This is a genomic window from Deltaproteobacteria bacterium (assembly GCA_016874735.1).
In the GTDB taxonomy this organism is placed as follows: Bacteria; Bdellovibrionota_B; Oligoflexia; order Oligoflexales; family CAIYRB01; genus CAIYRB01.
Window position 1 is genome coordinate 124,378 of sequence record VGTI01000002.1, and the last position, 25,371, is coordinate 149,748.

At 52.2% G+C, this 25,371-nt stretch carries 27 protein-coding genes and 1 pseudogene; 11 read left to right on the plus strand and 17 right to left on the minus strand.

The genetic code is table 11. The annotated features are described in order from the left end of the window. Window positions 1–77 precede the first annotated feature (77 nt). Entirely contained in the window at window positions 78–506 is a 429-nt protein-coding gene (locus tag FJ146_02135; protein ID MBM4250749.1) for a hypothetical protein, read from the plus strand. Window positions 507–525: 19 nt separating this feature from the next. Here the strand turns inward: FJ146_02135 and FJ146_02140 are convergent, their stop codons facing one another. After that, entirely contained in the window at window positions 526–1,056 is a 531-nt protein-coding gene (locus FJ146_02140; GenBank protein ID MBM4250750.1) for a hypothetical protein, read from the minus strand. Between the two features lie 179 nt (window positions 1,057–1,235). Between FJ146_02140 and FJ146_02145 the strand changes: the two genes are divergently transcribed. After that, entirely contained in the window at window positions 1,236–1,649 is a 414-nt protein-coding gene (locus tag FJ146_02145; GenBank protein MBM4250751.1) for a hypothetical protein, read from the plus strand. A 5-nt stretch (window positions 1,650–1,654) separates the two neighbouring features. On the opposite strand, the gene FJ146_02150 is transcribed toward FJ146_02145, so the two are convergent. From FJ146_02150 to FJ146_02175, 6 genes are all read right to left on the minus strand, one after another. Further along, complete coding sequence (locus FJ146_02150; protein ID MBM4250752.1) at window positions 1,655–2,842, minus strand: amino acid deaminase/aldolase; 1,188 nt, start codon at window positions 2,840–2,842, stop codon at window positions 1,655–1,657. 44 nt (window positions 2,843–2,886) lie between these two features. Further along, window positions 2,887–4,239, minus strand: a complete 1,353-nt coding sequence (locus FJ146_02155; GenBank protein MBM4250753.1) for a hypothetical protein — start codon at window positions 4,237–4,239, stop codon at window positions 2,887–2,889. Between the two features lie 70 nt (window positions 4,240–4,309). Beyond that, window positions 4,310–4,747: a hypothetical protein gene (locus FJ146_02160; protein ID MBM4250754.1), complete on the minus strand. Its 438-nt coding sequence runs from the start codon at window positions 4,745–4,747 to the stop codon at window positions 4,310–4,312. Then, window positions 4,744–5,523, minus strand: coding sequence for a hypothetical protein (locus tag FJ146_02165; GenBank protein MBM4250755.1), 780 nt, complete (start codon window positions 5,521–5,523; stop codon window positions 4,744–4,746). Before FJ146_02165 ends, FJ146_02160 begins: the two co-directional genes overlap by 4 nt. Window positions 5,524–5,943: 420 nt before the next feature. Beyond that, the gene (locus FJ146_02170; GenBank protein MBM4250756.1) at window positions 5,944–6,921 is read right to left on the minus strand and encodes an FHA domain-containing protein; all 978 of its coding nucleotides are present in this window, start codon (window positions 6,919–6,921) and stop codon (window positions 5,944–5,946) included. Then, window positions 6,918–8,237: a serine protease gene (locus tag FJ146_02175; protein MBM4250757.1), complete on the minus strand. Its 1,320-nt coding sequence runs from the start codon at window positions 8,235–8,237 to the stop codon at window positions 6,918–6,920. Before FJ146_02175 ends, FJ146_02170 begins: the two co-directional genes overlap by 4 nt. Before the next feature lie 160 nt (window positions 8,238–8,397). On the opposite strand from FJ146_02175, the gene FJ146_02180 reads away from it, so the two are divergent. Continuing rightward, entirely contained in the window at window positions 8,398–9,207 is an 810-nt protein-coding gene (locus FJ146_02180; GenBank protein ID MBM4250758.1) for an SH3 domain-containing protein, read from the plus strand. A gap of 22 nt (window positions 9,208–9,229) precedes the next feature. On the opposite strand, the gene FJ146_02185 is transcribed toward FJ146_02180, so the two are convergent. Next, window positions 9,230–10,495 (minus strand): pyridoxal phosphate-dependent aminotransferase, encoded by a 1,266-nt coding sequence (locus FJ146_02185; protein MBM4250759.1) that lies wholly within the window; start codon window positions 10,493–10,495, stop codon window positions 9,230–9,232. Window positions 10,496–10,678: 183 nt separating this feature from the next. Here FJ146_02185 and FJ146_02190 point away from each other — a divergent pair, with 183 nt between their 5' ends. Beyond that, window positions 10,679–11,440, plus strand: coding sequence for a hypothetical protein (locus FJ146_02190; GenBank protein ID MBM4250760.1), 762 nt, complete (start codon window positions 10,679–10,681; stop codon window positions 11,438–11,440). A gap of 11 nt (window positions 11,441–11,451) precedes the next feature. Next, entirely contained in the window at window positions 11,452–12,129 is a 678-nt protein-coding gene (locus FJ146_02195) for a hypothetical protein (GenBank protein ID MBM4250761.1), read from the plus strand. 62 nt (window positions 12,130–12,191) lie between these two features. Here the strand turns inward: FJ146_02195 and FJ146_02200 are convergent, their stop codons facing one another. From FJ146_02200 to FJ146_02225, 6 genes are all read right to left on the minus strand, one after another. After that, window positions 12,192–14,378, minus strand: a complete 2,187-nt coding sequence (locus FJ146_02200) for a glutamine synthetase type III (GenBank protein MBM4250762.1) — start codon at window positions 14,376–14,378, stop codon at window positions 12,192–12,194. A gap of 215 nt (window positions 14,379–14,593) precedes the next feature. Next, complete coding sequence (locus tag FJ146_02205; protein MBM4250763.1) at window positions 14,594–14,962, minus strand: RNA-binding protein; 369 nt, start codon at window positions 14,960–14,962, stop codon at window positions 14,594–14,596. A 271-nt stretch (window positions 14,963–15,233) separates the two neighbouring features. After that, the gene (locus FJ146_02210) at window positions 15,234–16,604 is read right to left on the minus strand and encodes an NAD-dependent succinate-semialdehyde dehydrogenase (GenBank protein ID MBM4250764.1); all 1,371 of its coding nucleotides are present in this window, start codon (window positions 16,602–16,604) and stop codon (window positions 15,234–15,236) included. 58 nt (window positions 16,605–16,662) lie between these two features. Then, window positions 16,663–17,277, minus strand: coding sequence for an SET domain-containing protein (locus FJ146_02215; GenBank protein MBM4250765.1), 615 nt, complete (start codon window positions 17,275–17,277; stop codon window positions 16,663–16,665). Window positions 17,278–17,282: 5 nt separating this feature from the next. Next, the gene (locus tag FJ146_02220; GenBank protein ID MBM4250766.1) at window positions 17,283–18,068 is read right to left on the minus strand and encodes a class I SAM-dependent methyltransferase; all 786 of its coding nucleotides are present in this window, start codon (window positions 18,066–18,068) and stop codon (window positions 17,283–17,285) included. Window positions 18,069–18,070: 2 nt separating this feature from the next. Further along, window positions 18,071–19,186: an agmatine deiminase family protein gene (locus tag FJ146_02225; GenBank protein ID MBM4250767.1), complete on the minus strand. Its 1,116-nt coding sequence runs from the start codon at window positions 19,184–19,186 to the stop codon at window positions 18,071–18,073. Between the two features lie 222 nt (window positions 19,187–19,408). On the opposite strand from FJ146_02225, the gene rplM reads away from it, so the two are divergent. The 3 genes and pseudogenes from rplM to FJ146_02240 all read left to right on the plus strand — a co-directional run bounded on the left by rplM (window position 19,409) and on the right by FJ146_02240 (window position 20,617). Continuing rightward, on the plus strand, window positions 19,409–19,861 hold the full coding sequence (gene rplM, locus FJ146_02230) for a 50S ribosomal protein L13 (protein ID MBM4250768.1): 453 nt from the start codon (window positions 19,409–19,411) through the stop codon (window positions 19,859–19,861). A 40-nt stretch (window positions 19,862–19,901) separates the two neighbouring features. After that, window positions 19,902–20,294 (plus strand): 30S ribosomal protein S9, encoded by a 393-nt coding sequence (gene rpsI, locus FJ146_02235; GenBank protein MBM4250769.1) that lies wholly within the window; start codon window positions 19,902–19,904, stop codon window positions 20,292–20,294. Window positions 20,295–20,353: 59 nt separating this feature from the next. Then, window positions 20,354–20,617: pseudogene (locus FJ146_02240) on the plus strand (hypothetical protein). A gap of 177 nt (window positions 20,618–20,794) precedes the next feature. Here FJ146_02240 and FJ146_02245 read toward each other — a convergent pair. Beyond that, complete coding sequence (locus FJ146_02245; protein MBM4250770.1) at window positions 20,795–21,307, minus strand: hypothetical protein; 513 nt, start codon at window positions 21,305–21,307, stop codon at window positions 20,795–20,797. Between the two features lie 245 nt (window positions 21,308–21,552). Between FJ146_02245 and FJ146_02250 the strand changes: the two genes are divergently transcribed. The 3 genes from FJ146_02250 (at window position 21,553) to FJ146_02260 (ending at window position 23,200) form a co-directional block, all read left to right on the plus strand. Then, window positions 21,553–22,182 carry a polymer-forming cytoskeletal protein gene (locus FJ146_02250; GenBank protein ID MBM4250771.1) on the plus strand — a complete coding sequence of 210 codons (630 nt, stop codon included), beginning with the start codon at window positions 21,553–21,555 and terminating at the stop codon, window positions 22,180–22,182. Then, a complete protein-coding gene (locus FJ146_02255; GenBank protein ID MBM4250772.1) occupies window positions 22,166–22,786 on the plus strand; it encodes a CoA pyrophosphatase in 621 nt (206 codons plus the stop codon). Before FJ146_02250 ends, FJ146_02255 begins: the two co-directional genes overlap by 17 nt. 63 nt (window positions 22,787–22,849) lie before the next feature. Next, the gene (locus tag FJ146_02260) at window positions 22,850–23,200 is read left to right on the plus strand and encodes a hypothetical protein (protein MBM4250773.1); all 351 of its coding nucleotides are present in this window, start codon (window positions 22,850–22,852) and stop codon (window positions 23,198–23,200) included. Between the two features lie 42 nt (window positions 23,201–23,242). Here FJ146_02260 and FJ146_02265 read toward each other — a convergent pair whose 3' ends face one another. Next, window positions 23,243–24,112 carry an alpha/beta fold hydrolase gene (locus FJ146_02265; protein MBM4250774.1) on the minus strand — a complete coding sequence of 290 codons (870 nt, stop codon included), beginning with the start codon at window positions 24,110–24,112 and terminating at the stop codon, window positions 23,243–23,245. Window positions 24,113–24,137: 25 nt separating this feature from the next. Further along, window positions 24,138–25,280 carry a mechanosensitive ion channel gene (locus FJ146_02270; protein MBM4250775.1) on the minus strand — a complete coding sequence of 381 codons (1,143 nt, stop codon included), beginning with the start codon at window positions 25,278–25,280 and terminating at the stop codon, window positions 24,138–24,140. Window positions 25,281–25,371 lie beyond the last annotated feature (91 nt).

Below are 25,371 nucleotides of genomic sequence, written 5' to 3' on the forward strand. Positions count from 1 at the left end.
CCGCACGTGGTACGGTGCGCGCCATTGTCAGATCCGCATCGCGGATGGCATCACCCTAAAGAAGCTGAGATGTCGCCATGGATCGAAAAAGCCAACCCAGAGAACGAGTCGTCAATCTACGAGCCATCGGTAGCCAGGGTCGAGATAACACCAAGTCTGAGGGTCCAGTGCAAGAGATCATCGGGATCGCTCTGGGCTTTCGCGTTGTTTTCACAAACGAGGCCGAAGTCTGGACCGTGCGCGGGATCACGCGCGACGGCTCCCCGTCGACTGAAGACATTGGGGAACTGACCTTTATCCTGTTACCAGGCGACGTTGAGCCGGCGACTGCTGTTACGGGATTCATCGCCCCACCGGCTCCTTATGTGTTGGCCGTCCCTGAGGAAGTGATGCGGCAGCATATTCGGGGCATGGTGGTACAGCTAGGTTACGACCTTGATGGCTTTTATGTGTCCCTTGGAGTTGGGGGCAAGGCTCACTTTTTTGAAGAGTTCGGCCGGCACTGAAGTCTTGGCTTCTGTCCAATTACCAGGCAAAAGCCTTGATAAACCTAGATTCAGGCTTGAATCTACGCCGCAGTTCCTCTGTGGCTAGCTTCACCTCTTTAGGTTGACCAAGGCGCAGGGCGTCGACCAGTACCAAAAGCTCGTAGAGACCAGGATCGTTCTTAACTGCCTCCGGAACGGAACGGTAGAGGGGCTCTACCTCCTGACCTCTGGCCGGTCCGTCCGGACACGGCCACACGGATAGGTCTTCCGTGGTCACGACGAGCTTGCCAGACAGCGGGGCCGCACACGGTGTCGTCAAAATGCCGCGCCCGAGTGCTCCTCTTCTGACAGGGAAAACGTATTTGAGGCCGAATAATAGGAATTCTAAAATTGCCTGGTGCTGCGGCTGCCTCTGCTCGTCCAGAAATCCCACTGCTACAGACCGCGCAAGCGAGTTGGAAACCTCGGCACGACTGAGGCCCAGTTGATCTGCAAGGTCACCCTGCTTCCAAGGTTTATCGCCTAGCGCAACAAGCTTCAAAACAATCAGTATATCCTGCGACTTGATGCCCACTGTAGCCCTCATTGTTTATGCTTAGTGAGTTCATGAATCGTAAATTATGAGCACTTAACTTCTTCATCATATAACAAAAACACTAGGCCATAGGCTTTTGCATGGGGCAGGCAGTAGACGCTCGCGCGGGTCAAAGGTAAAATGAAGGCTATCCCCTTGAAATAAAATGCGAGATGAACTCGAGAGATGCTGGCGTGGCGGACGAACAACAAACGACAAAGCAAATTGCCCTCAAGTTTCTTGTGTCCGAGGATGAATCAGCCAAGATTCGCAAATGGGTCAACGAAGAGCTAATACGGCGCAACGTCCAGGTCGATCAACCCTTGACCGAAGGGGTCAAAGACTTGCGCTCGGACGTTCGCGTGCAGCTCCAAAATGTCGAGTGCACCATGATCACCGAACCAGGCAAAACCCTACCCGAGCAGAGCTTTAAATGCTTTGTAGATGACCTATCAGCTGGGGGCGGCTGCGTGACCATCCCCCAAGCTCAACCATTGGTCAAAGGCGGGGGCTTTCGCCTGGAGCTCAAATTCATAGCGCAGGACTTTAGTGTCCACGGCAAAATCGTGGGCTTGAGGAAGTTCTAACCTGGTCAACAAAAACACTGGCCATCACCACGGTAAGTCGAAACCTCGGCCTCTATCCTATCACCACGTACCAAGCTTAAATGGTTAAACCTCTCGCACAGCTCTCCAGCCTTGGCATGCCTGAAGATGACTGGATCTCCAATTTGCAACGGGACCGATGACCTAAGCGAGGTTTGAACCTCCCCGGCACCGAGAAGCTTAATCAGCCGTGTGCCCTTGGGCAGTATCGGTGTGGGTTGTTTATCTTCGCTAGTTGGACCGGAGGCTATGTAACCGCCACCTGAACAGGCATAGATTCCGGGCCTGGCGATCCGCACCACTGGTAGCGCAAAACCCGCTGCCGGCTGGTGGCGGAACTGAGCATAGTGATCGAATAGACCTGGAGCATAAAGCCCAGATCCCACGGTCAACTCGGTGACCGAGGTATCAAGCTTTGTCAGCTCAATGCTTCCCGTGCCCCCCCCATTCACAAATTTGAGATCAAAACCCTGGCGCCCTAGTTCATCAACTAACTGCCGGCGCCGCGGAAAACATTCCCGCCTGGCATACCATTTGAGCAGTTTAATGATCATATTCTTGAGTGGCGCTCCAGGTACGGCATCTGCCACTCCTGCCAACTGCGCCTCATAGCCCATAACCCCAATTAAGCGAACTCCGGCCGTAGTATGAATGCGCTTGATCAGAGGCTGAGCGTCATCGGCGCAGGTTATCGGTGACCTGTAAACGCCAAAATGCAGTCCGGGGAACACCGTCGATAGATCTATATCAAGGCACAGTGGCGCCTTAGTCCCAATCTGCGTGGCTAAGGCGCCAAGAATTTCCACGTGTCGGTGGTGATCGACCATAAAAGTGATCTGCTTGCCCGCTTTGACATGATTCAAGCAAGGCGTCAGCTCAGAGGCTTCGACGCTTGGATAACCGATCAGAATATCGTCTATGCCCTGCTCAACCAGATAACACGCCTCTGCAGGGGAGTAGGCCATGACTCCTCGAAAGCCAGGAAAACGATCCAATATGTATTTGATGATGGCGACGCTGCGAATCGATTTCGTCGCTATCCGCATCGGCATTCCTGCCGCCCGCTCTTGAAGTGCGCTGGCATTGATATCTAGCTGATCGAGATCAACAAAGGCGAGTGGTAATCTGCGACTTAAGAATAGATTTTTATAAAACTCGTAGGACTGATGAAGCATGCCCAATGTATAACGCAAAATGCAGTCTAGGTCAAAAAACCAACCTAGAGAATCGGGACAACATTTGGCTCGACTACAGCACCGTCTTGCAAGCTTTGACACGAACTCTTACTGTCCGGCATTACTTCCACATGCAAGACACAGGTCTGAACTGATTCTGCGCTACGGAGAAAGTCATAGCTTAGTCCACCAAATTCTTGACCAGTAAAATAGCGAAGCGCCCAGTCTAAAGTAGGTACGCCATCTTTTTGCGCTAAAGGTAATGCACGCATTTGCTCCCAGGACCAATTGCCGCTTCTAGTAGTTACCTGCTCCGTCAGGTCATCGATAAAATCAAGTTCCTCAGCTTTACCGAAAGTCTCCGATACGATAGCACCTTCCCTAGAACCGTCACTTTGGCGGTCAATGTTTGGCTTCCTCATAGATCGCGTATCGCCCCTCAAACGTCCTGTAAGATTCACGATCTTGGGATACAAATTGACCATGGCACGATATTTTTGCTGGTGAATCAGATGCGTGGCCGTAAGGTATACACGGTAATTGCAGCCCGGATTTTGCAACACTGAGGCGCTGCAAGAGACGCGTGCCATACGTGGCTTGGCTGCCACCGATGGTCCGAAGTTAAAAGTTGCGCCGCCACCGTCTCCCGGCATTATTTGTAACCCTGGAGCAGCATCCTGCCACAATTTGGTAAAACTGGGATCCAGGGGAATGGTGCGCTCATAATTAACGCGATGGGTAAAGACATCAGACGTTGCCGACACGCTGGCAAGCACCGTCTCTCGCGTCAGAAACTTTAGGGCTCCGGAATCATCTAGTGATGCTGTCACCGCACTGGATGTGTTGGCGTTGGAACTAGATGCTGCCCTGGGCCACGCCATTGCTTCAGGCACTCCACCCAGCGACACCGGATAGACGGCCTCTGGCTCGAGACTCCAGTGGCTAAAACTGTAACTTACAGGCGCAGCTGAGTCTCGGACCCGACAAGACGCACCAACACCGCGACTATGTTGGCTAGAGATAACCACCTGATCACCATCCTGACGGAAAATCCACGGTCTTCCGCAGTCATTGAATGGCAACTCAAATCCCATCAGTTCGGCTATGTTGATCAGTCCTATGTGATCATGGCGGTCATCTGATTTAGGATCGAGCCCCATGATCGTCTTAGCAATCGCTAGGCGGATCGTTTGTTCCTCATGAACCTGCTCCCGATCACGAGAATCAACACCCGCGAGACTAATCGCATGATTATCCGGTCCAGATGCAAGGGAGCTTGATTCACTCCGAATTCCTAAGCGAGGTTTACACGCAGACATAATGGTCGCAGTAGTCACCAATGCGACTACTAGCGGCGCCCTGCGCAACCTCAGGAGTGTTATCTTATGTGCCTGCATCTCTCTATCATACCGCAGTATTCAAGCGATAGCATAGCCACAGGCAAATCTTAATTGGATCAAAAGGAGGTCAAATCCAACCGCGCTCGACGGCATATTTCTCGCCGACGACGTAAAAGGACTCACCGGAAGAGATAATCCTGCCCGTGAATGCCTGCTCATTAGGACATGCTGTAATCTGAGCATCGAAAGACATGTCACGATCCTCGTCCGAGATCTTGACGAGAATCCGTAGATTGCTCTCGTTAGCGAATTCCGCCCGCAGAGCGGCAATCTCACTTTCAGGCGCAACCATGACAAACTTACCTTTACCGCACTCGCCATCACATGATCGGTAAATGGTGTGGAGAATGATCACTCCACCATTTTCAATCCCAATCTCGGTCAAGCCTGCAGCACTGAACTCACGAGGCGACAGGTCGTCAGCTAAAGCGACGCGGGGGCTAGCCAAAATCATGAAAAATATCGAGGTTGCGATGCCAGCAACCAAGTGAAAATTCCGAATCATGCATCGCTCCTATCGCGTCTCAATGGCGATCTATCGTAGATGTTCATCATCATGTCTACAAATAGCGGAATGTCACCGCTATTTCGGGGGTCGTCTTTAAGCTCAATAATTTCTTTGATGGCGCCAGAGAGAACGTCGTGAATCCGTTCCAATGTCCGCTGATCGATCGAGGCAGTGGCGTGGAATAGCCTGGCTGCTTTCGTTCCAATGAGGCTGCGGTCGAAGTGGTCGGCTGACAGCTTCATTTGCGCTAAAGCCATATCGCAGTCACTCGAAAGCATCGCCGGCAAGCGATAGACGGTGTCCCCGCCGACTCGCTCGACCTCCAGAATCCCGTGCTCCACCAACTCGTCAAGGGCCTCAAGACCGCGCTCACCAGTGATCCGCTGCACGGTCTCGCGCGTTGTGCCCTTGTCGTTCTGGGCCAAGTTGAGAATATAGTTGTGAGGGTCCCGTACATAAAATGCCTTAAGTATCTCCTGTCGAGGCGCCGCGCTCAGATAGGCATCAGCCTGAATCCCACTGAGGTTAACTGCGATCTCTGGGTAATACCTCTTAATGAAATCGAGTTTTTCCTCAGTCGACAGGGCCACGTCAATAATCTTTAACACAGGCTCTGCCGTGGGGTTACCTTCCCGCTGGTATAATCGACGCAACGTGGTATAGCTGACACCCGAGGCTCTTGACAAGGTCGCTAACGAGCGGCTCCGATGACCGTTCAGGTAGCGGTCAATAACATTCCGTAAATTTTCTGAAAGCTCTCCCGTGGTCGTCACGGTGCCCCTCACTTTTGAATTGGAATGTCCTCTGTTAGTCTGACTACCATAAATCCAAATCTTTGCTCAAGTCATCACAATACTTTGCAGATTTTTAAAAAAAATACCAAGCACGAATTAACCACGGTGGCGACAATTTGACGCCATGGCGGCTAATCTTCTGGTGATCGCACCACCATCCTTGACGTTAACGAGCCCCCCGTGGCAACACAAGAAGAGCAGATATTATTCGATAGTTAGTCGTCAAAATGTACGTGAACACCTTGGTTAGACACCCCTCAATGCATGTGCCATCACCCGCGTTTCCATGCTCGAAACGCTGACCCTGGGCCAAACCCCCACGGTTCTCGTCCCAAAGACCTCCTTAGCTCCGCGATTACAGATAGTTAGCTGCATAAGCCAGGGTGTTCACGGCAAACTTTAGTCGTCCCCCGACTCCAGTCTTTCCAGCTGCCTGATCCGCTCCTGATCTGTCGCGGCAATCGTCAGTCCGATTGCAAACATAAGGTCATCACTACTTTGCGCGGGAGCCAGGGCAGATGACGGCATGCCTAGGTCAGCCATGCGTGATCTTTCACCCAGTTGCCTTTCGATAACAAGCTCAATGATCGTGATGCTGATCAAACTGACACCTATCGCCACCCAACGACGGTATCGCAATTGCCATTTCGGAAAGGCGTACCGCTGCAGTCGCAATAGCAGGATGTAAATGATGGCACCGTAGCCAAGATGTTTTAGAAATTTAGCCCCAGCGAGATTGTGTAGGTTGTAAACCACAGACGGCATGAAGTGACTCACCAACCTCTCAGCAACTAGACTAAGACTAATCAGCAATAGCACCTTATGGAAATTAAATCTTTTGACGTTTACTTTGCAGAAAACAGAAATCACCAGGGCAACGGCAGATATTTGTAGCCACAGCAAGATCGCTCTCCCTGCTAGCTCACTTAGCTTCTCCGGTGGCCAGTACCACAGGTACTGTTCCATCGTTGGAACAAAAACACCCACTAAGAGTGCGATTAAAAGCGAGGCAGCTATTTTGAGAGCTAGCCAATGAGCTGGTTCGCTGTGTTCATGTGGCAGGAGTTTACTGTCATGCGTTCTTTCTAGAATATCCGCGGTTATAAACTCGATCTGCACATCGCCAAACACTATCGATTCACGCGCTCCGATTTTAACTTCTTTTACTTTACCGCCCGCCTGCCAGATGCCATTAGTACTGAAAAGATCTTTGAGTATGTAGCCGTCGCTGGTTTGGTGCACCTCGGCATGACGGGCAGACACACTAGGATCGTCAACCCTAATACCACAATGCATCGATCTGCCAATAACACAGGGAAACACCTCGACTTTGTGTGTCTCCACATGATCAGACCCATGCACTTTAACGAGTATCATTTGTGATCCCAGGCAATGCTATTGATGATCGTTCGCAGTATAGCGAGAGCGTTATGAGCCGAAAATCCGAGGAAGCTCCCGGATACCAGTAGGGCAGTGCGCTGAGCAGAGGACGCGACAAGCTCGAACTCAAGGTTATAGGCCTCAGCATAAGGCACAAAACCATTGACACAGTAATGAACTCTCAGACCAACATTTTTTGGATTGACGAGATCTAACTGGCGGCAGCGTAAACTTGTAGTAAATCTTTCGACCTTATCGGCGATGGCAAAAGGCTGGTCCTCAAGTTCGTCGTTCAATTGGTGTAGAAATTGCCATGCATTCAGATTTCTATTCTCTATAGCCTGATATCTCAGTCTAAAAGTTCCCGCATCGAGATCTCGTTTTATAGGCATCGAGCCAGATAAATAACATTGCTCCGTGATGACCTGCGTCTGATCGCGAGGACCACTCTCTTGCGAATGCCAGCACTTGACAATTTTAGTTGGTTTGAAGATGTTCCAGCTACCAATTTTCAGCGTCGCATCACTCTCCCGCAAAACATTCGTCGCGATCTCTTCTTGTACTCGTTCTAGTTGTGCTCGCATGGTCTCATCGAAATCGTCATGATCTTCAGGCCTACTTAGTGAAGCTTTTTTCTCGCGCATGAGAGTCCGTAGTGATTCGTAAGGTATAGCGAACGCTAAGCTTTGAGAGTCCGCTCGGAGGGACACGTTAACACCAATCACCTCGCCTGCGTCGTTGATGGTCGGACCACCACTCATCCCCGGATTAAGGGGAATCGACATCTGAATTTTGCGATACGGACCAGCCTGCATCAGTCCATTGAAATTGCCTTCGCTAACGGCTTTGTTTAGATCTTCTGGCCAGCCAATGGAGTAAATCTTGTCACCACTTTCAGGTAGTCCATGCGCAAACTTAACCGCCCTGTTGAATGTACGGTCAACTTGTACCAGAGCCAGGTCATTAACGGCGTCAATAGCCACAACTTCCGCTGGAATCGATCTATCTCCATCGATTAGATATAAGTGATATTTTTTTGGGTCGTGCAACGCATAGGCAACAACATGGAAATTAGTTGCCAAAATCCCGGCTGCATCAACAACAAAGCAAGATCCGTAAGCAGCTTTTGGCGAGTTAGCATCGGTAGCGATCTTGATTTGGAAAACGTCGGCCAGGACACCTGCCACAGACTTAGTATTGGTTGGCATCGACTCAGACGCAAATGCATGCGCCGCATCCATCGCTATCACAAAAAAACATGCTAAGGCTAAAGATCTCGGCGATCTAAGATAGTCATTGATCAGTGCTCTCAACGAGTCCTCTTCAAATTATTTACAATTGCTTGGATACTTCCGAGTATACCAGAACTTGGTCGACCAATTAGCCTCTGCGTTTGCTTGTGCCAACCAAAGGATTTTGTTTACAATAGAGACTGTGCCAAGATGCTGGTGAAAGCTGTAAAGGAGTTCCACCATGAGGTTGACCAAAGCTTTGCTGTTCGTCGCAGCATTTGCTCTTATCCCCGGTTGCGCCACCAAAAAAGGCGACGAGGACGGTGAGGAAGAGGAAGAGGGCAAAGAAGGTGAAGAGGCTGGCGGCGAAGATAAAAGCTCTGAGTCAGGCGGCGATGGGTCATCGGACCAAGCCGCTGCTGCGGCGCCAGCTCCAGCTCCAGTACCGCCACCCGCTGCCGTCGCAGTACCGCCACCGGCTGCACCCAAAGCACCATCACCTGTGACATTTCCAGCTGCTGCACCTAAACCTGCAGCACCCGTTGCAGTTGCACCGCCAAAACCGGTAACCGCACCCGTTGCAGCGGCTGCCCCAGCTGTGGCGGCAGCTCCAGTCGCTAAACCAGTCGCAGCGCCTGCAGCAGTTGCACCCGTGCCAGTTGCAGCAGCGGCAGCTGCTCCAGTGGCTAAACCAATCGCGGCGGCACCTGTTGCGGTGCAACCTGCTGCTGCAAAACCTCTAGCCACTGCTCCCGTAGCGGCAGTAGCACCCGCGGCCGCAGTTGCGGCCCCAGCTCCAGCACCGCTGCCGGCTCCCGCACCGCCGCCCGCACCGAAGGTGTACCCTGGATTTGATGGACCAACTGTCACACGTTATGTCCGCGTCGTCGCCATCAAAGTCCGAGCGGCCCCATCCAAGGATGCTCCCGTCGTGGGATGGGTCGCCCAAGGTGACAAGGTTGAGGTCGTACTCAATGGCGAATGGGCTAAACTTACGGACTCCGGGCATTATCTGACCACGAAATACCTCGTCAACAAGCCGCCCAAATGAACTACTGGGTCTGGCCAGCGCCCTAGCCGCGCGCTGTGCCAATCATGTGTTCGAGACGATTAATCGCTAGGGTCAGCGTCTCGAGCTGCGGACCAAAAGAAAACCGCACATAATTCTTAAACCTGGAAGCGCCTCCCTTGCGGCGCTTGCCAGGGTTTACGTCAAAAAACTCACCGGGAACTGTAATCACTTGTTGGTCTAGTGCCGCACGAAAAAAGCTCATGCCTTCGCTGATCGAGGTGGGCAATGTGGCTACGGATCCCCAAGCGTAGAAGGTGGCCTCGGGCTGGTGATCAAACTGCACACCAAGACGGCTCAGCTCTTTCAGTAGATAATCTCGCTTGGCTCTAAATACGGTCTGGATCGCCGAGGTCTCGGCGTAGACCACAGTCGGATCGAGTAAGGGTAACGCTGCACGCTGCAGTGGCTTCGATCCGCCACCATCCAAAAACGAACCGGCGCTTGCTAAGGCCTCAATAACTGTACGAGGACCCACAGCCCAAGACACACGCCACCCTGGGTAGCGCCAATTCTTGGTGAACCCATCAAATAGCAACACGGGATCGCGTTCAACGTCTTCGACGTAGCGCGCGGCACTCGCTATGTAGGCCTCTTGAGCTGGGCGCGAGTAAACATAGTGCGAATAGAATTCATCGATGAGTAACGTACAGTCTAGTTCTCGAGATAACCGCACCCAATCAGCCATGACCTCACCATCGACAAGCTTACCGGTGGGATTACATGGGTTAGAAAAGAGTAAACCGGATAAGCCACGACCAACGATTTCGCGGCGGAGATCCGCCAAGGAAAACTCGTATTTGTTGGCACCTTCAAGCAATATCGGAATTGCGGTAAAAGCCTTGAAGATGTCTAGGAGCTCCTCGTAGGCCGTGTAGTCGGGTAGAAAGTGCCCCAAGTTTACCTGCCCAAGACTGGCGGCGGCTCGCGTCAAAAGCGTACGCCCACCTCCAGCTATACATACATTTTCAGCGCTGTATTGGGACCTCATACCGCGACGAAAAAGTTGATTGTATAGGGACGCAACGGCATCGCGAAGCTCCCAAAGACCGACCGTTGGAGCATATTCCTGATCGTCGGGGCGCACCGTAAGCTCTTCGACTCTCTTGGCAGCGCCTGCAAGGGCACCTGTTTCAGGCTGACCCTGCCCGAGATTGCACCAGAGCGGGTCATGCGGCCGAAATCCCCTCTCCTGTGCTTCGGTAGTCACATAGATGACCCCAGTTCTTGGTACGGGACGAAATGCAGTCGGCGGCTTAATCGCGTGCATGTGACTATAATCCCTGCCTTTTAGTTCGATCGGCCAGTAAAACTACCATTTAATTCTACCATCAAATCAAGCGCGACAGATCTAATCCGATAAAAAGAAGGGGAGTAGGGCCACTAACGAGCTGCGCGCGTTTCACCAAGAGGGCCGCAACTGATTTATATACGCCTCATCACAAGTATGTTTTTGAGCTGCCTGCTGCTAGCTTGCGTCACCACGACTGTGGCCAAACAGGATCCAACTCCGTTCGTAACCGACAACGAATTTCGCTCCTGGTTCGCCTACTATTATAAAGACCCACACCCGGAGCGGATCACCGCGGCTCTGTCTTTCATGAAAAGGCACGGTTACCTCAACGAGAACTCAAAACGCTACGGTGATATACCAGTGATTGCTAGCATCTTTCTGGGACAGATATTTGCGGCAAACGATCAATCGCTAAGCAGATGGTCGGAAAGCTGGCAAAACTTGGGTCCAAACGAATGGTACGTCATACTGGTCAGCCTGCGCATGGCCGACAGGCCACAGGCAATGCGCCTATTGAATGACAATCTCAATAAAGTCGATCGTGACCATCAACAAAGACTCATAAGTCTACGCAAGACCGACATCCATACGTTAGACCCGTTGACGGCCGAAGTCGTCACAAGCCGCCAAATCAGTCTACTTTGGTCGGGTTTTAATGCTACAGGCGATCTTCGCTACGCGCAGCGCGTCGTTGATACGATTCATCTATTTGGTGCTGACGACCCGAGCGCTCAAGAAATTGGTGAAACAGCTCTGATGAGCCTAGCAACCCATGTCATCCAACACGAGGCAGTCAGTCGCCTGTGCCTCGAGCAAAGGCAAAAACACGAAGATCCCCGCACCAGGCTTCTCTTGGAAGCTATGTTGGCAGCCATCGTGAATGCAGCTGAAAAACGGGGACGCGATTCAATCAGTCACTAAGGATGAGCCTTATGAGATTTCTGGCTAGTTCTAAGTACAAAGTTTTCGTACTAACCCTGTGCTGGATATTGATTGGCCTCCTACCAGACTCCGAGGCGTCTGCAGGTACAGCGGGAACAACGTCACCGTCTGAACCAACCGACTACACACTCCTTAGTCACGATCTCGACGTAACAGTCATACGTGCGGGTGCCCATAATGGAGAAAAGCCGAATAACTACGTGTTCAAGGTTACGGCTTATGGTCTGAGCAATGTGCCAGAGGAAAAAGCCAAAGACCTAAAAGAAAGGAAAAAGGTCACTGCGGAACTAGGGACATTCGGTGAAACTAAATTAGACCCTCTGGCCTACTGGCGCCAAGACAGCAAGGTCAAGGACCTTAAACAGCTACGCGTCGACGGTAAAGCCGTGCGCGATCTAGTAGCAAAAACTATGTCTGAGCTGCAAATTTCAGAAAATCAAGTTGCCATACAGACAGACATCAGTTTGATCGCAAAGCGCAAAAAATACTACGTACTGAATGATGATCAAGTCATCGCCACCGTCTCTTTTACACCTTTGGTCAAAACGGGGGCGGGAGTCACATCATCCGATCAATCTTTTACCATGACAGACGACAAAGGAGCTGTGGCAAAGTTAAATGTCCACTTTAGCTCTACCGCGGGTACCGCAGAAAAAGCCGCCAAATAAAAACCTCCCGCAGAGAGCTTTGCAACCATCCGCGGGAGATTCCTCTAGTTAGTGAGTTCTGCTCATTTCACCGAATGGTGGAATAGCATCTCGCGGTACTTAGGTAAGGTCCAGAGCTCATCGGCCACTTCCTGCTCCGCCCGATCTGCTGCAGCGCGAAGCTTAGCAGCCGCTGGCTTGCACTCTCTGACAATGTGCGCAACCTTGGCTGCCTCGTCATGCGTGTCGGCAAGCTTATCGAGCGAACGCTTAAGTGCGTCACACTGCTGCAGAAGATCCGCAAATGCAGTTTCAAGCGTAGCAGTCCGACGGCCTAGAGCCGACTTCAAATTATCATTCTTAACGTCACGTTGAACGTTGTAGGTTCGCTCCAGTTGCTTTTCCACCGCTGGGACCACATACTCGTTGATCAGTGCTACCGTAGTATCAAGCTCGATCTCCATGGTCTTGATGTATCGCTCAAGCTGTACATTGTAACGTGAGACGATCTCCTCGCGGCTTAGAACCTTAGCAGCGACTAGGAATTCCGTCGCTTTTTCATCGTTCCAGATCGCAAAGGCATCTGCGGCCGAATCAATAATCGGCAAGCTACGGCGTTTAGCCTCTTCGCGCCACTCAGCAGAATAATTGTTACCGCTAAAGAGGATATGCTTGCTCTCGCTGATAAGCTCACGAACCAGCGTAATCACCGCCTCATCGCGCGTACCAGTTTTAGCTATCAGAGCTTTAAGACGGGTCGAAGCCTCCCCCAACGCATCAGTCACAGCTGCATTAAGGACTGACATGGGCACTGCCACGTTAGCCGAGGCTCCAACTGCGCGGAACTCAAACTTATTACCGGTGAAAGCAAACGGACTAGTCCGGTTTCTATCGGTGTAGTCTTTTGAAATATCGGGAATATGACTCACGCCGAGGTTGATAATCTCACGCTCAGAGCCGCGGGCTGCTTCTCCTTGAGCAATCGTTTCGAAAATTTTCTCGAGCATAGAGCCAAGGAAGATAGAAATGATAGTTGGTGGTGCCTCGTTACCACCGAGGCGCAAGTCATTACCCGGACTCATGATCGACGATGCGAGCAGGGCCGCATGCTTATGGACAGCCCGGATCACTACTGCTGCAACCGCAAGGAAGCGCAAATTCTGGTGTGGCGTGTGACCCGGGTCAAGAAGGTTCTCACCCTTGTCGTTGGACATCGACCAGTTGCAGTGCTTACCACTGCCGTTGATTGCAGCAAATGGCTTCTCGTGCAGTAGACACATAAAACCATGACGAGCAGCCACTCGCTTCATCGTCTCCATGGCGAGTGTGTTGTGATCCGATGCAATCGACATGCTCTCAAAGATCGGCGCCATCTCAAATTGACTGGGAGCCACCTCGTTATGCCTTGTCTTGACCGGAATGCCGAGACGGTAAAGTTCTCGCTCTAGGTCTTCCATGTAAGCAATCACACGGCTAGGTATGGAGCCAAAATAGTGGTCCTCCAACTTCTGCCCTCGAGCGGTAGGAGCACCAAGAAGCGTACGACCGGTCATCATCAAGTCCGGACGTTTGGCAGCTACTTCACGATCGATTAGGAAGTATTCCTGCTCTGGTCCCAGGGTCGCCATCACTGACTTGACGTCAACATCGCCCAGTAGCTTTAGAAAGGCGCAAGCCTCTTGAGACAAACTCTGAACCGACCTGAGTAACGGCGTCTTATTGTCCAGGGCTTGGCCATGGTAGCCAAAGAATACCGTGGGGATACACAGCGTGCGTGCTCCAGCTGCATTCTCTACGATAAATAAAGGAGACGTCGGATCCCACGCTGTATAACCACGAGCTTCAAAAGTTGAGCGCATGCCGCCCGAGGGGAAACTGGATGCATCCGGCTCACCTTGGATGAGCATGCTGCCAGTAAAGCGCTCAATCACCTTGAGCTCTGAGTGATTGGAGTGTTGAATCGAAATGAAAGAATCGTGCTTCTCCGCGGTCAAACCAGTCATCGGTTGGAACCAGTGGCAGAAGTGGGTGGCACCTTTACGAACCGACCAGTCCATGATGGCCTTAGCGATAGCATCGGCTGTCTCTTTAGACAATTTACGCCCGTGCTCAAGCGTCTTCATCAGCTCACTGAACGCATCGCGCGGCAACCGCTCGCGCATTTCACCAAGACCAAATGTCAGCTCGCCGAAATATTCGGAAATAGGCTGCGCTAGAGCATCTTTAGCACCTGATGTACCGGCAAAATTATTAATACTGTCTGCTGCCATAACGTCGTCTCCTCACTCTTCCTGAATCTAAATTGATGACTCTAAGAAACGTCAAAGAACTTGGCACTCCGCGAATACGGCAGGTTTGCGCGGCTCGTCAGATGCACCGTTGGCGGATTATGGCGAAAATACTCGGCAAAAAGCAAGTAAAATGCCGGAATTAAAAAAGGCGCACCCATCACGAGTGCGCCTTCATCGCTATCTTAGTGTCTGGATTACCAGCGATTGCCGCCGCGATCGCCACCGCGACCACCGCCGCCGAATCCGCCGCGGTCACCGCCACGGCCGCCGCCGCCGTAACCACCGCCGCCGCCGCCGCCGCCACCGCTACGTGGCGGACGCTCTTGCGCCTCGTTGACCTTGATGGTACGGCCATCAAGTTCTTTGCCGTCCATCTCACTCATAGCCGACTGGGCGTCGCTATCGGAGGCAAAAGTGATAAATCCAAATCCGCGGGAGCGACCAGTTTCACGGTCAGTGATGACCTTTGCTTCGCTGATCTGACCAAACTTCGCGAACGCTTGGCGCAGACCTTCATCGTCCGTACCCCAGCTCAACCCACCCACAAAAAGCTTCTTAGACATCCTGACTCGCTCCTCTCATCGGCATGGCTAGCGACCATGCACTCCCCTTACGTCCTGACCCGTCAGCATGCCGCTGTGGGTACCCGGTGGTGGCCACGATGACCGCCTTCATACCGGATATATGATTATCTTATAAATTGTAACTTAATTCAGTAGCCGTCTCCATCACCGCCCAAGCTCACGTAGGTGGCCTGCCCGATTTGAAATTATTTTCCCTTTATTTTCAATATCCTAGGAAAATCGCAACGTTTGGCTTAAACGGTTCCATGATTCAGGAAACAACCATGGTCTTGACGTTTAGGAACTCAAAAAGACCGTGTCGCGCCAGCTCACGCCCAAATCCCGATGCGCGCACACCGCCAAATGGCAGCCGCGGATCCGACACCACCATGCCATTTATTGCAACAAATCCGGCATCCAATTCGTAGCGCGCTAGGCTCTGAGCTCGCTCTACATCGCGACTGAAAATCGCCGCCCCAAGTCCGTAGCGCGTTTGATTGGCTAGTGCCAGGGCCTGCGCCTCGTCCTCGGCTTTAATGATCGGCGCAACTGGGCCAAAAACCTCGTCGTTAAAAACAGGCATGACCGGCTTAATTCCCGTCATTACCGTTGGTAGATAGAAAAAACCGGAGCCCCCTTCGGATCTTCCACCGAGTTCTACCTTGGCCCCTTGTGCCACGCTCTCATCTACTTGTTTGGTAAGATTAAGCCGCAAATCATCACGAGCCATGGGCCCAATTTGGACACTGGGATCTCGGGGGTCACCGACCTTACGCGCTTTCGTTGCGCGCACGAATAAGCTAACGAACTCCTCATAAACCTCGGATGTTACAATGAACCTCTTAGCCGCGACACAGCTTTGGCCGCTGTTGACAAACCGCGCCTCAACGCCGACACGCGCGGCCAGGCCTACGTCGGCATCTTTCAAAACCAAGTAGGGATCGCTACCACCGAGCTCAAGCACCACTTTTTTTAGGTGCCTGCCGGCGAGCTCAGCCACTGCCGAACCTGCACGTTCACTACCGGTCAAGCTCACGGCGCGGACTCTGGAATCGGCTATGACCTCCACCAAGACCGAGTGATCAGCAACCAAGACTGAGAGCAGACCCTCTTGGCCGGCTGCCTCACGCCAAAGCTCCGCCAGAGCGAGGGCACACCCCGTGGTATTGTCGGCGTGCTTTAGGATTACCGTGTTCCCAGCTAGGGTCGCTGGTACAGCACATCGGATGACCTGCCAGTAGGGAAAGTTCCAGGGCATGATGGCAAGCACTACTCCCAAGGGGCGATGGCACACTAAACTACGCGCGTGTTCGGTACGAACGAGCTCATCTTCAAGCATGACCTCAGCGTTTGCTGCGTAAAAGTCACAAGTCTTCGCACACTTCTCAACCTCTCCCTCAGCCTGCGCGATGGGTTTACCCATCTCCGTCGTGGCGAGAGTCGCTAACCTCGTTTTGTGGACTCGTAGAAGCTGCGCGAGCCGCTTTAGGAACTCAACTCGTCTAGCGAGTGGTTCCTTAGACCATCTATCGAAGGTTGCTTGCGCCACTGCCACATGATGCTCCAGAGCACTAGATGTCATGTAGTCGTAATGATTTATAGTTTCGGCGCTATAGGGATTGAGTGTATAAAAGCCAGACATGACCATCTCCAGACTGAAAGATCAACCGACCAACAGGTTGACCACGAAGGGCTCGTATTCAGGCTGGATCACTTGCAAGGTCTGGTACCACGGTCAAATCGACTTTATCAGTAACAGCCGTCTCGACTAATCTCTGTGCAAGCAATCGCCTCTGCAGATAAGGGGAAAAATACCCGGCATAGCGTTCTTGCAACTCCGGTAATTCCCAATCACGCCCAGTAACTTTGGCACGGCAAGTCTCCGCCCCACACGAGCATGAAAATTCGTCGTAATCGCTACCATCAGACATGGCGTAGTCGTAGCAAATTTCTTCGCCGACGCGAATACACCGCAAAGCAACCAGCGACATTTGTCCGGAAAGACCCGCATTAGGCGCGCACGAGTGATTGACGAAATCACCAACCTCAGGCCCATCCTGCGACACTAAATAAAGACTTTCTTCAACTTGAATGGCGTGACGGCGCGTCAGGGGGTTCATTGCAGCCAGTTCTTTTCTCGAGACAACTCCCCCTCCCCAAACCACCATCAACTCGCCTGCATTGATCTGACGAGCAGCAAAGACACCGTATCCGCCTTTTTGTGGGCGCACCTTACGGACAAGCTTCGGTGATACATAATGCACCTTTTCCGTGTTTAGTGCAGCTACAGCGGTCTTGCCTTTCGTCGCCCGCATGGTGTTCACCCGACTTTCTGGAAGACGCCAATCATGCGCCGTGATTTAGGCGAGTGATCGAGAGGTTGATTAATGGCGAAATCACCATACCAGCCTACGACCTCTAGGGACTTGGACTGAGCGGCAAGGAGACTTAACTCCTGCGGAAATAGAAGCCTCTCATCCGCTTCATCACGGACGACAATTTTCTTGCCGTTATCATCGACATGAAGTTCGAGTGCCACGTGCGCAATGCCCGTCGCTAAGTCATATTTGGGATCATTGGTCGCCCAGTGGATATCAACGGAAATGCCATCACGCTGACCGTGATAGTGGAATTTTTTGTAATGGCTAAACGACACTTCTGCCGGGTGGGACAAATCAACTATGTACAGACCCTTGGGCGTTAAATTGGCGGCAACAGCCTGGAAGTGTTTCACCAAATTATCGTTAGTGAGTAAACAATCCAGACCGTCGAACATACAGAAAGCCACGTCTACGGGTGCAGACAACTTGAAAGTTCTCATGTCGGCCTCAATCCAGCTGACCGCGGCGCCTTCTTTTTTTGCCTCGTCATTGGCATAACGGAGCATTTCTGCGCGCAGATCTAGGCCCCAAGACTTGACACCATCACGAGCAAAGCCGCGCGCATGGTAACCAGGACCACAAGCAACATCGAGTACGGAGCTGATAGCCCCCCCGTGGTATTTAGTGTACACGTCGTTGACAAACTTAACTTCAGAGCTGACATCACGCTTAAAGATCACATCGTAGTACATGGCACGGTCGTAGAGGTTACAATGCTCTGCCACAGTCAGTTTCCTTTCCGATCATTTGATTGCGGTGACGAAATTCCGCTAGTTAAGGGAAACGGTAACGTCACACAATGAAACGCACCGCCGTTGAAAATCAGACCATCAGCAGCAATAGTGCTCACGCGATAGCCAACTTTTTCGTAAATTTTTTTAACTTTATTTTCGAACCCAGAGAGTAATCTGGCATCCGGATAGTCATCGTAGTTCCAACCGAAGCGTCGATAGCTTGGGACGATGGCGTGTCCATTCACCAATACGGCATTTGTATAGGTCCGAAATACACCGCGATAGGGAAGCGGCATGGGCACACGGACAATCTGCAAGTAACGACTCAATTCGTCTGCTTTTGCATCAAGCAGCCGCTTTAGTCGCACTACCTCATCAGGAATGTAACCATAAAATTGTTTGGCCGCCGTCATCGTCGCATCATCAATCTGGTTAACTAATGCGACTTGATCGCTAACGATCTTCATCCACATATCGAGATGGGCGTGGGGGGCGTCACTGATCACTACGGTCTTCCGGCAGCCAAGTCTGGTCAATTGCGCTTGGATATCATCCCGATTTGTTATCTGCCGTTCCTGAGTCGAAGTAAAACAGTATTCCCCCCCAACTAGTAAATTCCCGCCGTCCAAAACCAAAGGTGTTGCCAAGAGGTTGAAATGCGCCGCACCTGCTAGGGATTGGGCAAACTGATTGTTCACCTGAGCTGATGGGTCATCGTAGCGAAAACTGGCAAGTTCGAACTCGGTCTTAGAGCCCGCCGCCGCCAGGATGATGGGCCCGTAGTCGCGCAACCAGATGTTCCCGTGTGGCAGGTACGTACTGTAGGAACGCGCTACAGTGGCCCGGTCGACACCCTGCGCCAACAAGGCGCCTGCTAACTGGCGCCGACTCTGGGGGGCGGTTGTTGCCAGGACGACGGCCGCTCCAGCCTTAACGATGGCCTGCATGAGTTCTGGGGCATGGTATGAGGCCGCAAATAAGTCGGCTGACAGCATCAGTGCCGGGGTCGGGGCATACTCTGGTACCGGGCGGACAGCTTCAGTCTTGGACCAGGCCGGAGGACTCAAAAGAAGCCAACCAGCGATAATCATGCGCAGACTTCGGTCCAAGCGCGTCGTTCCCTTCAGAGTGGGTGGGCTGTCTTAAGCCGTGGGCGGCAAGGCTGGGCCTTGACAAAAAATTTAAGTCTTAACATTTAGTAAGCGATGATTCTGATTAAGAGTCAAGCCTTTCGCGCCCGACAAGTCGCGACTTGAGGCAGATACGCTATTGACCGTTTCAATTTTATTCATATATAGTCCGCCGTCTATGATTCTGGGAGTGGCAGAGACATGAAGACACATAGCATTAGACCAGTAGATATTCAGAAAAAGTGGGTAATTGTCGACGCGACAAACCAGACTCTAGGTCGGTTAGCATCGCAGGTAGCTTACGTGCTCCGCGGCAAACACAAGCCAACCTACGCACCTCATCTCGACACCGGTGACAATGTCATCGTCGTTAATTGCGCCAAGGTTAAACTGACCGGCAAAAAGTGGACGGACAAGGTGTACCATCACCATACCGGCTTCATGGGCGGTATCAAAGAAGCCTCCGCTCAGGAGATCCTAGCTAAGGCTCCGGAACGCCTCGTAGCGATTGCTGTCAAGGGCATGCTTCCAAAGACTAAGCTGGGTAGGGCTCTGACGACTAACCTGCGCGTCTACGCAGACGATCAGCATGGCCAAGACGCACAGAAGCCGGTCAAGGTTAACTTGGACCGCGCGTCCAGCGTACAGAAATAACTGTAGATTTTCCTCCTGAACGGTAAAGGGACACGATAGCATGGCAGCCAAATATATCCACACAGTCGGAAAGCGTAAGTCGGCGATTGCCCGGGTTTGGATGAAGCCCGGCAAAGGCGAGATCACCATCAATAAGCGCTCTCTCGATGAATACTACCTCCGCGCAACCTCTAAGATGGTGATTCTTCAGCCACTAGAGTTGACGGGCAGTGTTGGCCAGTTCGATATCCGCGTCAACGTCATGGGCGGCGGACTTTCGGGCCAAGCAGGTGCGATTCGTCATGCTATCTCCAGAGCCCTTGCTAATAATGATGGCGAGGCTCGCAAGATTCTGAAGAAAGCCGGCCTGATCACTCGTGACTCACGCAAGAAAGAGCGTAAGTTGCCTGGTCAACCTGGCGCTCGGAAACGCTTCCAGTACAGCAAACGCTAATAGCGAATCAAAAACCGCTCCCTTCGGGGAGCGGTTTTTTAAATTTTGGGGTACTTCTCATGTCTGAGAACATCGATGACCTGACGATTTCGTTTTACCAAGACGATCGCAACGTACTGAAAGAGATAGACAAAGTGGTCCTCACGCGAGGCAACTGGACCACTATTATGTTCCTGTTTCAGGAACTGAATAAAAAGACCAACGAATACGAGGCGCCCAAGGTGTCGATCCGTCGTTACCAAAAACGCGGTGGCATCTATAAGCAACAGAGTAAATTCAACATCTCGAGCGCAAAGCAGGCTCGCGAGATCTCAGACATATTGCTGAAGTGGTTCCCTGAGGGCTCTGACGAGGCGAAGCCTCGCAAACCCAAGGCGGTCAAAGCTCAGGCGCCGGCGCACAACGGCCCCGAGACCGATGAGACCGATGATCAAGACGACGACGAGGAATTTACCCAGCAGTCCGACATCTAATCGGAACAAGATGCGACGTTACCGCAATTAACGCCCCCACGGACGAAAAAGAGACCGCCGCCGTGGGGTGTTTTTTTTGTTACCGGGCCGAGCCTCGCCAGCAGCTGTACGGCGCTCTAGGTAACCAAGTTGTTGGCGATCGGATGCACCATGTTGGCTCACCCACCATACACCAGGGTCGATCACAACGGTTTGGACCTTAGCAGCATCTTGCGGGCCCATAAGCCGACATAAACTTTGCAGAGGCGTCCAAATAAGCTTAGCCTCCGACGGTTGAGAATAACCTACTAATTCCTTGCCGCTTTCTTGATCCCAGCTGGCAAGGAATAGGCGATCGGCCCGCGTCGAAAGCAATAGACCCGAAATGAGTAGACTAAGTTGCGTCTGTCCCGCCGGGCTAGACCATCCAGCCTGGTGGGCTCCGACAAAAAGCCATACAGTCCGAAAATTAGTCGCGATCATCTGTGCTTCAGCCGCTGCCAGGACTTGTTCTTCAGATCCGCACAGTACCCACCGGCCGACATGAGTCAGTTGACTCACGGTTTTTCGTCGTCGTGTAAAAGCAGGTGGAGCGAATAGTCCCAGTGCCGCAGACTGACTGAGCGCCTCGTAGGCAACAACTGCCGATGGCTCCCAGGCCTCCTGATGTAGCCACTTGAAGTCACGGGTGGTGAGAGATACTCCTAATACCGTTTCTTGTGGTAAGATATGTGTACCCCCAGTTTAGGCTATGTCAACCTATCCAATCCGGATGCAATCCTATCTCCTGATACCCCGATCCATAGATTGGCTTAAAGTCACCTTCGTATTACCATCTATCTCAAGACCAATCGTTCCCGAGTTTTCGCAGCTTGTCAAAGGAGGCTCCCTTGTTCAAGGTCGACAAATCCGCAATTGCCAAGGCCAACAAAAAGCCTGTCACCGGCCGCGACACTGGCGCCGTGACCATTCTGACAAGCGGATGTCACTTCTCAGGTAAACTTTACTGCCGCGGCGCTTCTAGGGTAGGAGGGCGCATTGAGGGCCAAGTGGTATCGGAAGGGCTTCTTATTATTGAAGAAGAGGCAATCATAACGGCTGAAATAAAGGCTGAAGAGGTGATCATTCAGGGTCGCGTCGAGGGCAAACTGCAAGCCACGGGTCGCGTCGAGCTGGCATCGACTAGCTTTTTTACCGGTGATATCAGTACCCCAGTGCTAGTGGTTCGAGAAGGAGCACAGTTCAACGGACACTCGGCCATGATCAAACGCGAGGCTCCGGTCTCGGGAAACGGTAAACAGCTGCGCCCGCTCACGAGTAATGGCGGCAAGGGAACCAACAAAAAAACGGATGGCGTGACCCCCGACGTAAACACTGACTCCCGTATCGAGGTCCCTGTCCACTCAACTCCGGAAGTCAATGTTAGAGCCCTCTAAAGGTAACTCGGGCAGTGGTCCGGGGCTTGCCCCGGAATCTCTCCCAAGTACCATTTGGAATTTAGAGTCGGCCGAGCTTCCCTGGTCAGGATTAGCGTTAAGTCCTGCGCCTAGGGGACCCAGTGCTGTATTGGCACTCTTTGTTGCCGGACAAAATCCACGCGATCAAGCGTCGTTGGTACTCACGCGGCGCAGCACCACAGTGAGGTCGCACAAAGGTCAAATTAGCTTCGCCGGTGGCCGCTGTGATCCGATAGATGTGAGTCCATCTGCGACGGCGCTCAGAGAGGCTCACGAAGAACTGGGCCTTGCACCCGACTTGGTAAAGGTGCACGGCATGTTACCGCCTATTACTGGGTTGGACGGCGCCGCTATTTATCCGGTGGTTGGCTCGGCGAACGTCCAGCCTAACCATTTGGTGCCTGCGGCGGCCGAGGTAGCTGAGGTGTTTACGGTACCCTGGCCCCTAGTTTCTCGCAAAGCTGCAAAATCTTTCGACTTCAACCTGTTTGGTCACTGGCGTAGTTCTTGGATGTTCGAAACACCTAGAGGCACGATTTGGGGTCTAACAGCGCTGATACTGTACCGGGCAGCGCTGGCATGAAGTGGGCTCTTGGTTTATAAAATATTGCGCACACTATAATCTTCCATAACGAGGCATGGCCGTATGACACGACATTCTCTGACCTTGGTTGCATTTCTGGCAGTCTTGCCTCTGGCATGTACTAAAGAGACGCAAAATCGGATTTCCCAGAGTTTTCAGAACTGGACCGGTACTAATGGCGTCCTAGACGTGATCAGTGAGGGCAAGGTGCTCTACCGTTTTGTCAAAATTGACAAGCTCACAACTGCGACGGCGACGAATGACCCGACAACGTCACGACCATATCGCTTTGGGTACGGTGTATTTGATAAGAATTTCAACTACAAGCAGGACGAAGACGAGAAGCGCATTTATTTTGAAGTGAGTGATCACTCCACCAACTACGTCTTCTATGAAAACCCGTACGAGGATTAATTCAGCCGAGCGGCGGATTAAAACCGCCGCCACCGCCCCTAGCTACTGAACTGGCTGCTTTAGCATCGCCTCGATCAGATGACGATGATAAGGCCACGGCAGGTCGTGTCCTTGCCCCACAACGACCTGGTAGGTCACGCGGAAGTGACCGTTGCTGACAAGCGAGTCGTGAAAAGCTTTAGCCTGGGCTAGCGGAACCGCTTTATCGTTCATCCCGTGGTAGATGACAATGTTGCCAGGTAAACCGTTTAGGTCGTAGGCCACCGACCTGTCTTCAAAGGCCTTATCGCCACCGGCCCGCTTGATTGCCGTTAAGTCAGTGCGCAAGTACTCGTCACTAGTGGTGCGTAGCGTTTCGTCGTAGTCGTACACGCCGCCGCCTAAGATTGCCGTTTTAATACCGCCCAGCCTCTTAGCCGCGAGCGCCGCAGCCGTGGCACCTGTATCGTAACCCCAAACCACGCTAATAGGGTTAGGGATGCCTGCTGCGGTTAACGCCGCTGGGAGCACGACACTGAGGCTAAGTAGCGACTCAGCACCGATAAAGTCGGGCTCACCGTCGGATCCTCCATAGCCAGGTCTGTTGACCGTCACGACGTCGTATCCAGATGCTAAAAAAGTTTGCGCAATCCATCCCGAACAGAGCTTTTCTTTCGCAAACCCGGCACGGTCGGAGTGCATCAAAAGTGCTGTGGCCTTGGCACCCTCGGTTTTACACGATATCCACTCGCCACGGGCCAGTTGCCCCTTGTAGGTAAATGGGACGACACTGCCTCCGGCTACAAAAGGCACCGGTGCAATATTGTCACTGATCTTATCTCTGACCTCTAATTCTTGGTTGGCCCCCTTGGGCAAACTAGCGCAGCTTGTCAACGAGGTCACACCGAAAACTAATGCAAAAAATCGGCTCATCACTGACCACACCCCCTCTAAACACTCAGCCTGGGACCAGGGAAATCGGCATATTCGAATCCATGCGCAAGGTCACACCTTTCGCCGCGAATGACTCTAATATAGCAAAATTGATCGCCTGCCTTGCATCTGCATAATCGTTAAATGCCGGACTGTGAATAAAGTATGACACATCAAATATCAGGCCAGCATTACTGATGTGAGCTAGACGACAGCTATCGAGGCTAACCTTCGGCTGCGCCGTGATGACATTAGCGATCAGTGCAGGGATTTCGCGCAGCAAACTCAGCGGCGTGTGTGGGTGTACCGCCAGTTTCAGCTCGACGTAACGCTGCTGCATCTTTTTAAAGTTACGGATTCGGGATTTCGTTAGGTCCGAGTTGGCAAAAACAAGTAACTCTCCACCGACGCTCCGCACTCTCGTTGTCTTTAGCCCGATATGCTCCACCGTACCGCGTAAATTATCGACCGTAATGAAATCACCGGTCTCAAAGGGCTTATCAAGCGAAATGGCAAAGGAGCTAAAGGTATCTCCAAGAATGGCTTGGGCAGCCAACGCCAGAGCGACACCGCTGATGCCAAGTCCAGTGACAAAAGTGGAGACGTTAAAGCCCGCGTTATCGAGGAAGAACAGAACCCCAGCAATCCACACACCGATGCGCACTAATGTGGCAAGATTGTTGTTAGTATTACGTACAACGGGGTCATCGGAGCGAAATCCCCCACGGTAGAATTCAATCAAAATCCTGCCGAGCTCACTAGTCAGCTGGATACCCTGCAGCGTCATCGCTCCCACGGTGATCAGGAGTATCCAGTGGTCCAGTTTTGGGCTGAGCTCAAGTGGCTGAGCTGCTAGATAAAAGGCCAGTAATGGTAGTAAATGCGGCTTAATCCGATGCACAAGCGGCATACCGTGAGCCCAAAGGCTACGCGGATGATCTTCGGCCAGGGTGTCCCAGCGTTTGATAAAATGCTTCCAGGTTACATAGAGAATCAGAGCATAGACGACGAAAGTGACCGCAGCCACAAGGTAGGCACCAAGAGCGTTGCCCATCACCTCGGTTTCAAACCAAGGCAAGCGACTCGACAAGTCGATATCGAAAAGACGTGCAATAGTCTCAGGCAGCGTCTTGATCTCAGCAAAATTCTGCGGCATACCAACAGCCATGAGCGGCACCCTTCTCACTAGATCGAGCCGAGTTCATGACGTTTGACTATAGCTAACACAGCAGCCTTTGCAACGCGCATGTACTCCGGTA

What these genes read in the sequence shown, in the direction of transcription:
- FJ146_02170 (MBM4250756.1), bottom strand. Translation starts at nt 6,921, where the DNA reads ATGATACTCGTTAAAGTGCATGGGTCTGATCATGTGGAGACACACAAA.
- FJ146_02145 (MBM4250751.1), top strand. Translation starts at nt 1,236, where the DNA reads ATGAACTCGAGAGATGCTGGCGTGGCGGACGAACAACAAACGACAAAG.
- FJ146_02150 (MBM4250752.1), bottom strand. Translation starts at nt 2,842, where the DNA reads ATGCTTCATCAGTCCTACGAGTTTTATAAAAATCTATTCTTAAGTCGC.
- FJ146_02215 (MBM4250765.1), bottom strand. Translation starts at nt 17,277, where the DNA reads ATGCGGGCGACGAAAGGCAAGACCGCTGTAGCTGCACTAAACACGGAA.
- rplM (MBM4250768.1), top strand. Translation starts at nt 19,409, where the DNA reads ATGAAGACACATAGCATTAGACCAGTAGATATTCAGAAAAAGTGGGTA.
- FJ146_02200 (MBM4250762.1), bottom strand. Translation starts at nt 14,378, where the DNA reads ATGGCAGCAGACAGTATTAATAATTTTGCCGGTACATCAGGTGCTAAA.
- FJ146_02135 (MBM4250749.1), top strand. Translation starts at nt 78, where the DNA reads ATGGATCGAAAAAGCCAACCCAGAGAACGAGTCGTCAATCTACGAGCC.
- FJ146_02205 (MBM4250763.1), bottom strand. Translation starts at nt 14,962, where the DNA reads ATGTCTAAGAAGCTTTTTGTGGGTGGGTTGAGCTGGGGTACGGACGAT.
- FJ146_02160 (MBM4250754.1), bottom strand. Translation starts at nt 4,747, where the DNA reads ATGATTCGGAATTTTCACTTGGTTGCTGGCATCGCAACCTCGATATTT.
- FJ146_02210 (MBM4250764.1), bottom strand. Translation starts at nt 16,604, where the DNA reads ATGTCTGGCTTTTATACACTCAATCCCTATAGCGCCGAAACTATAAAT.
- FJ146_02185 (MBM4250759.1), bottom strand. Translation starts at nt 10,495, where the DNA reads ATGCACGCGATTAAGCCGCCGACTGCATTTCGTCCCGTACCAAGAACT.
- FJ146_02260 (MBM4250773.1), top strand. Translation starts at nt 22,850, where the DNA reads ATGACACGACATTCTCTGACCTTGGTTGCATTTCTGGCAGTCTTGCCT.
- FJ146_02180 (MBM4250758.1), top strand. Translation starts at nt 8,398, where the DNA reads ATGAGGTTGACCAAAGCTTTGCTGTTCGTCGCAGCATTTGCTCTTATC.
- FJ146_02265 (MBM4250774.1), bottom strand. Translation starts at nt 24,112, where the DNA reads ATGAGCCGATTTTTTGCATTAGTTTTCGGTGTGACCTCGTTGACAAGC.
- rpsI (MBM4250769.1), top strand. Translation starts at nt 19,902, where the DNA reads ATGGCAGCCAAATATATCCACACAGTCGGAAAGCGTAAGTCGGCGATT.
- FJ146_02155 (MBM4250753.1), bottom strand. Translation starts at nt 4,239, where the DNA reads ATGCAGGCACATAAGATAACACTCCTGAGGTTGCGCAGGGCGCCGCTA.
- FJ146_02255 (MBM4250772.1), top strand. Translation starts at nt 22,166, where the DNA reads ATGTTAGAGCCCTCTAAAGGTAACTCGGGCAGTGGTCCGGGGCTTGCC.
- FJ146_02270 (MBM4250775.1), bottom strand. Translation starts at nt 25,280, where the DNA reads ATGGCTGTTGGTATGCCGCAGAATTTTGCTGAGATCAAGACGCTGCCT.
- FJ146_02195 (MBM4250761.1), top strand. Translation starts at nt 11,452, where the DNA reads ATGAGATTTCTGGCTAGTTCTAAGTACAAAGTTTTCGTACTAACCCTG.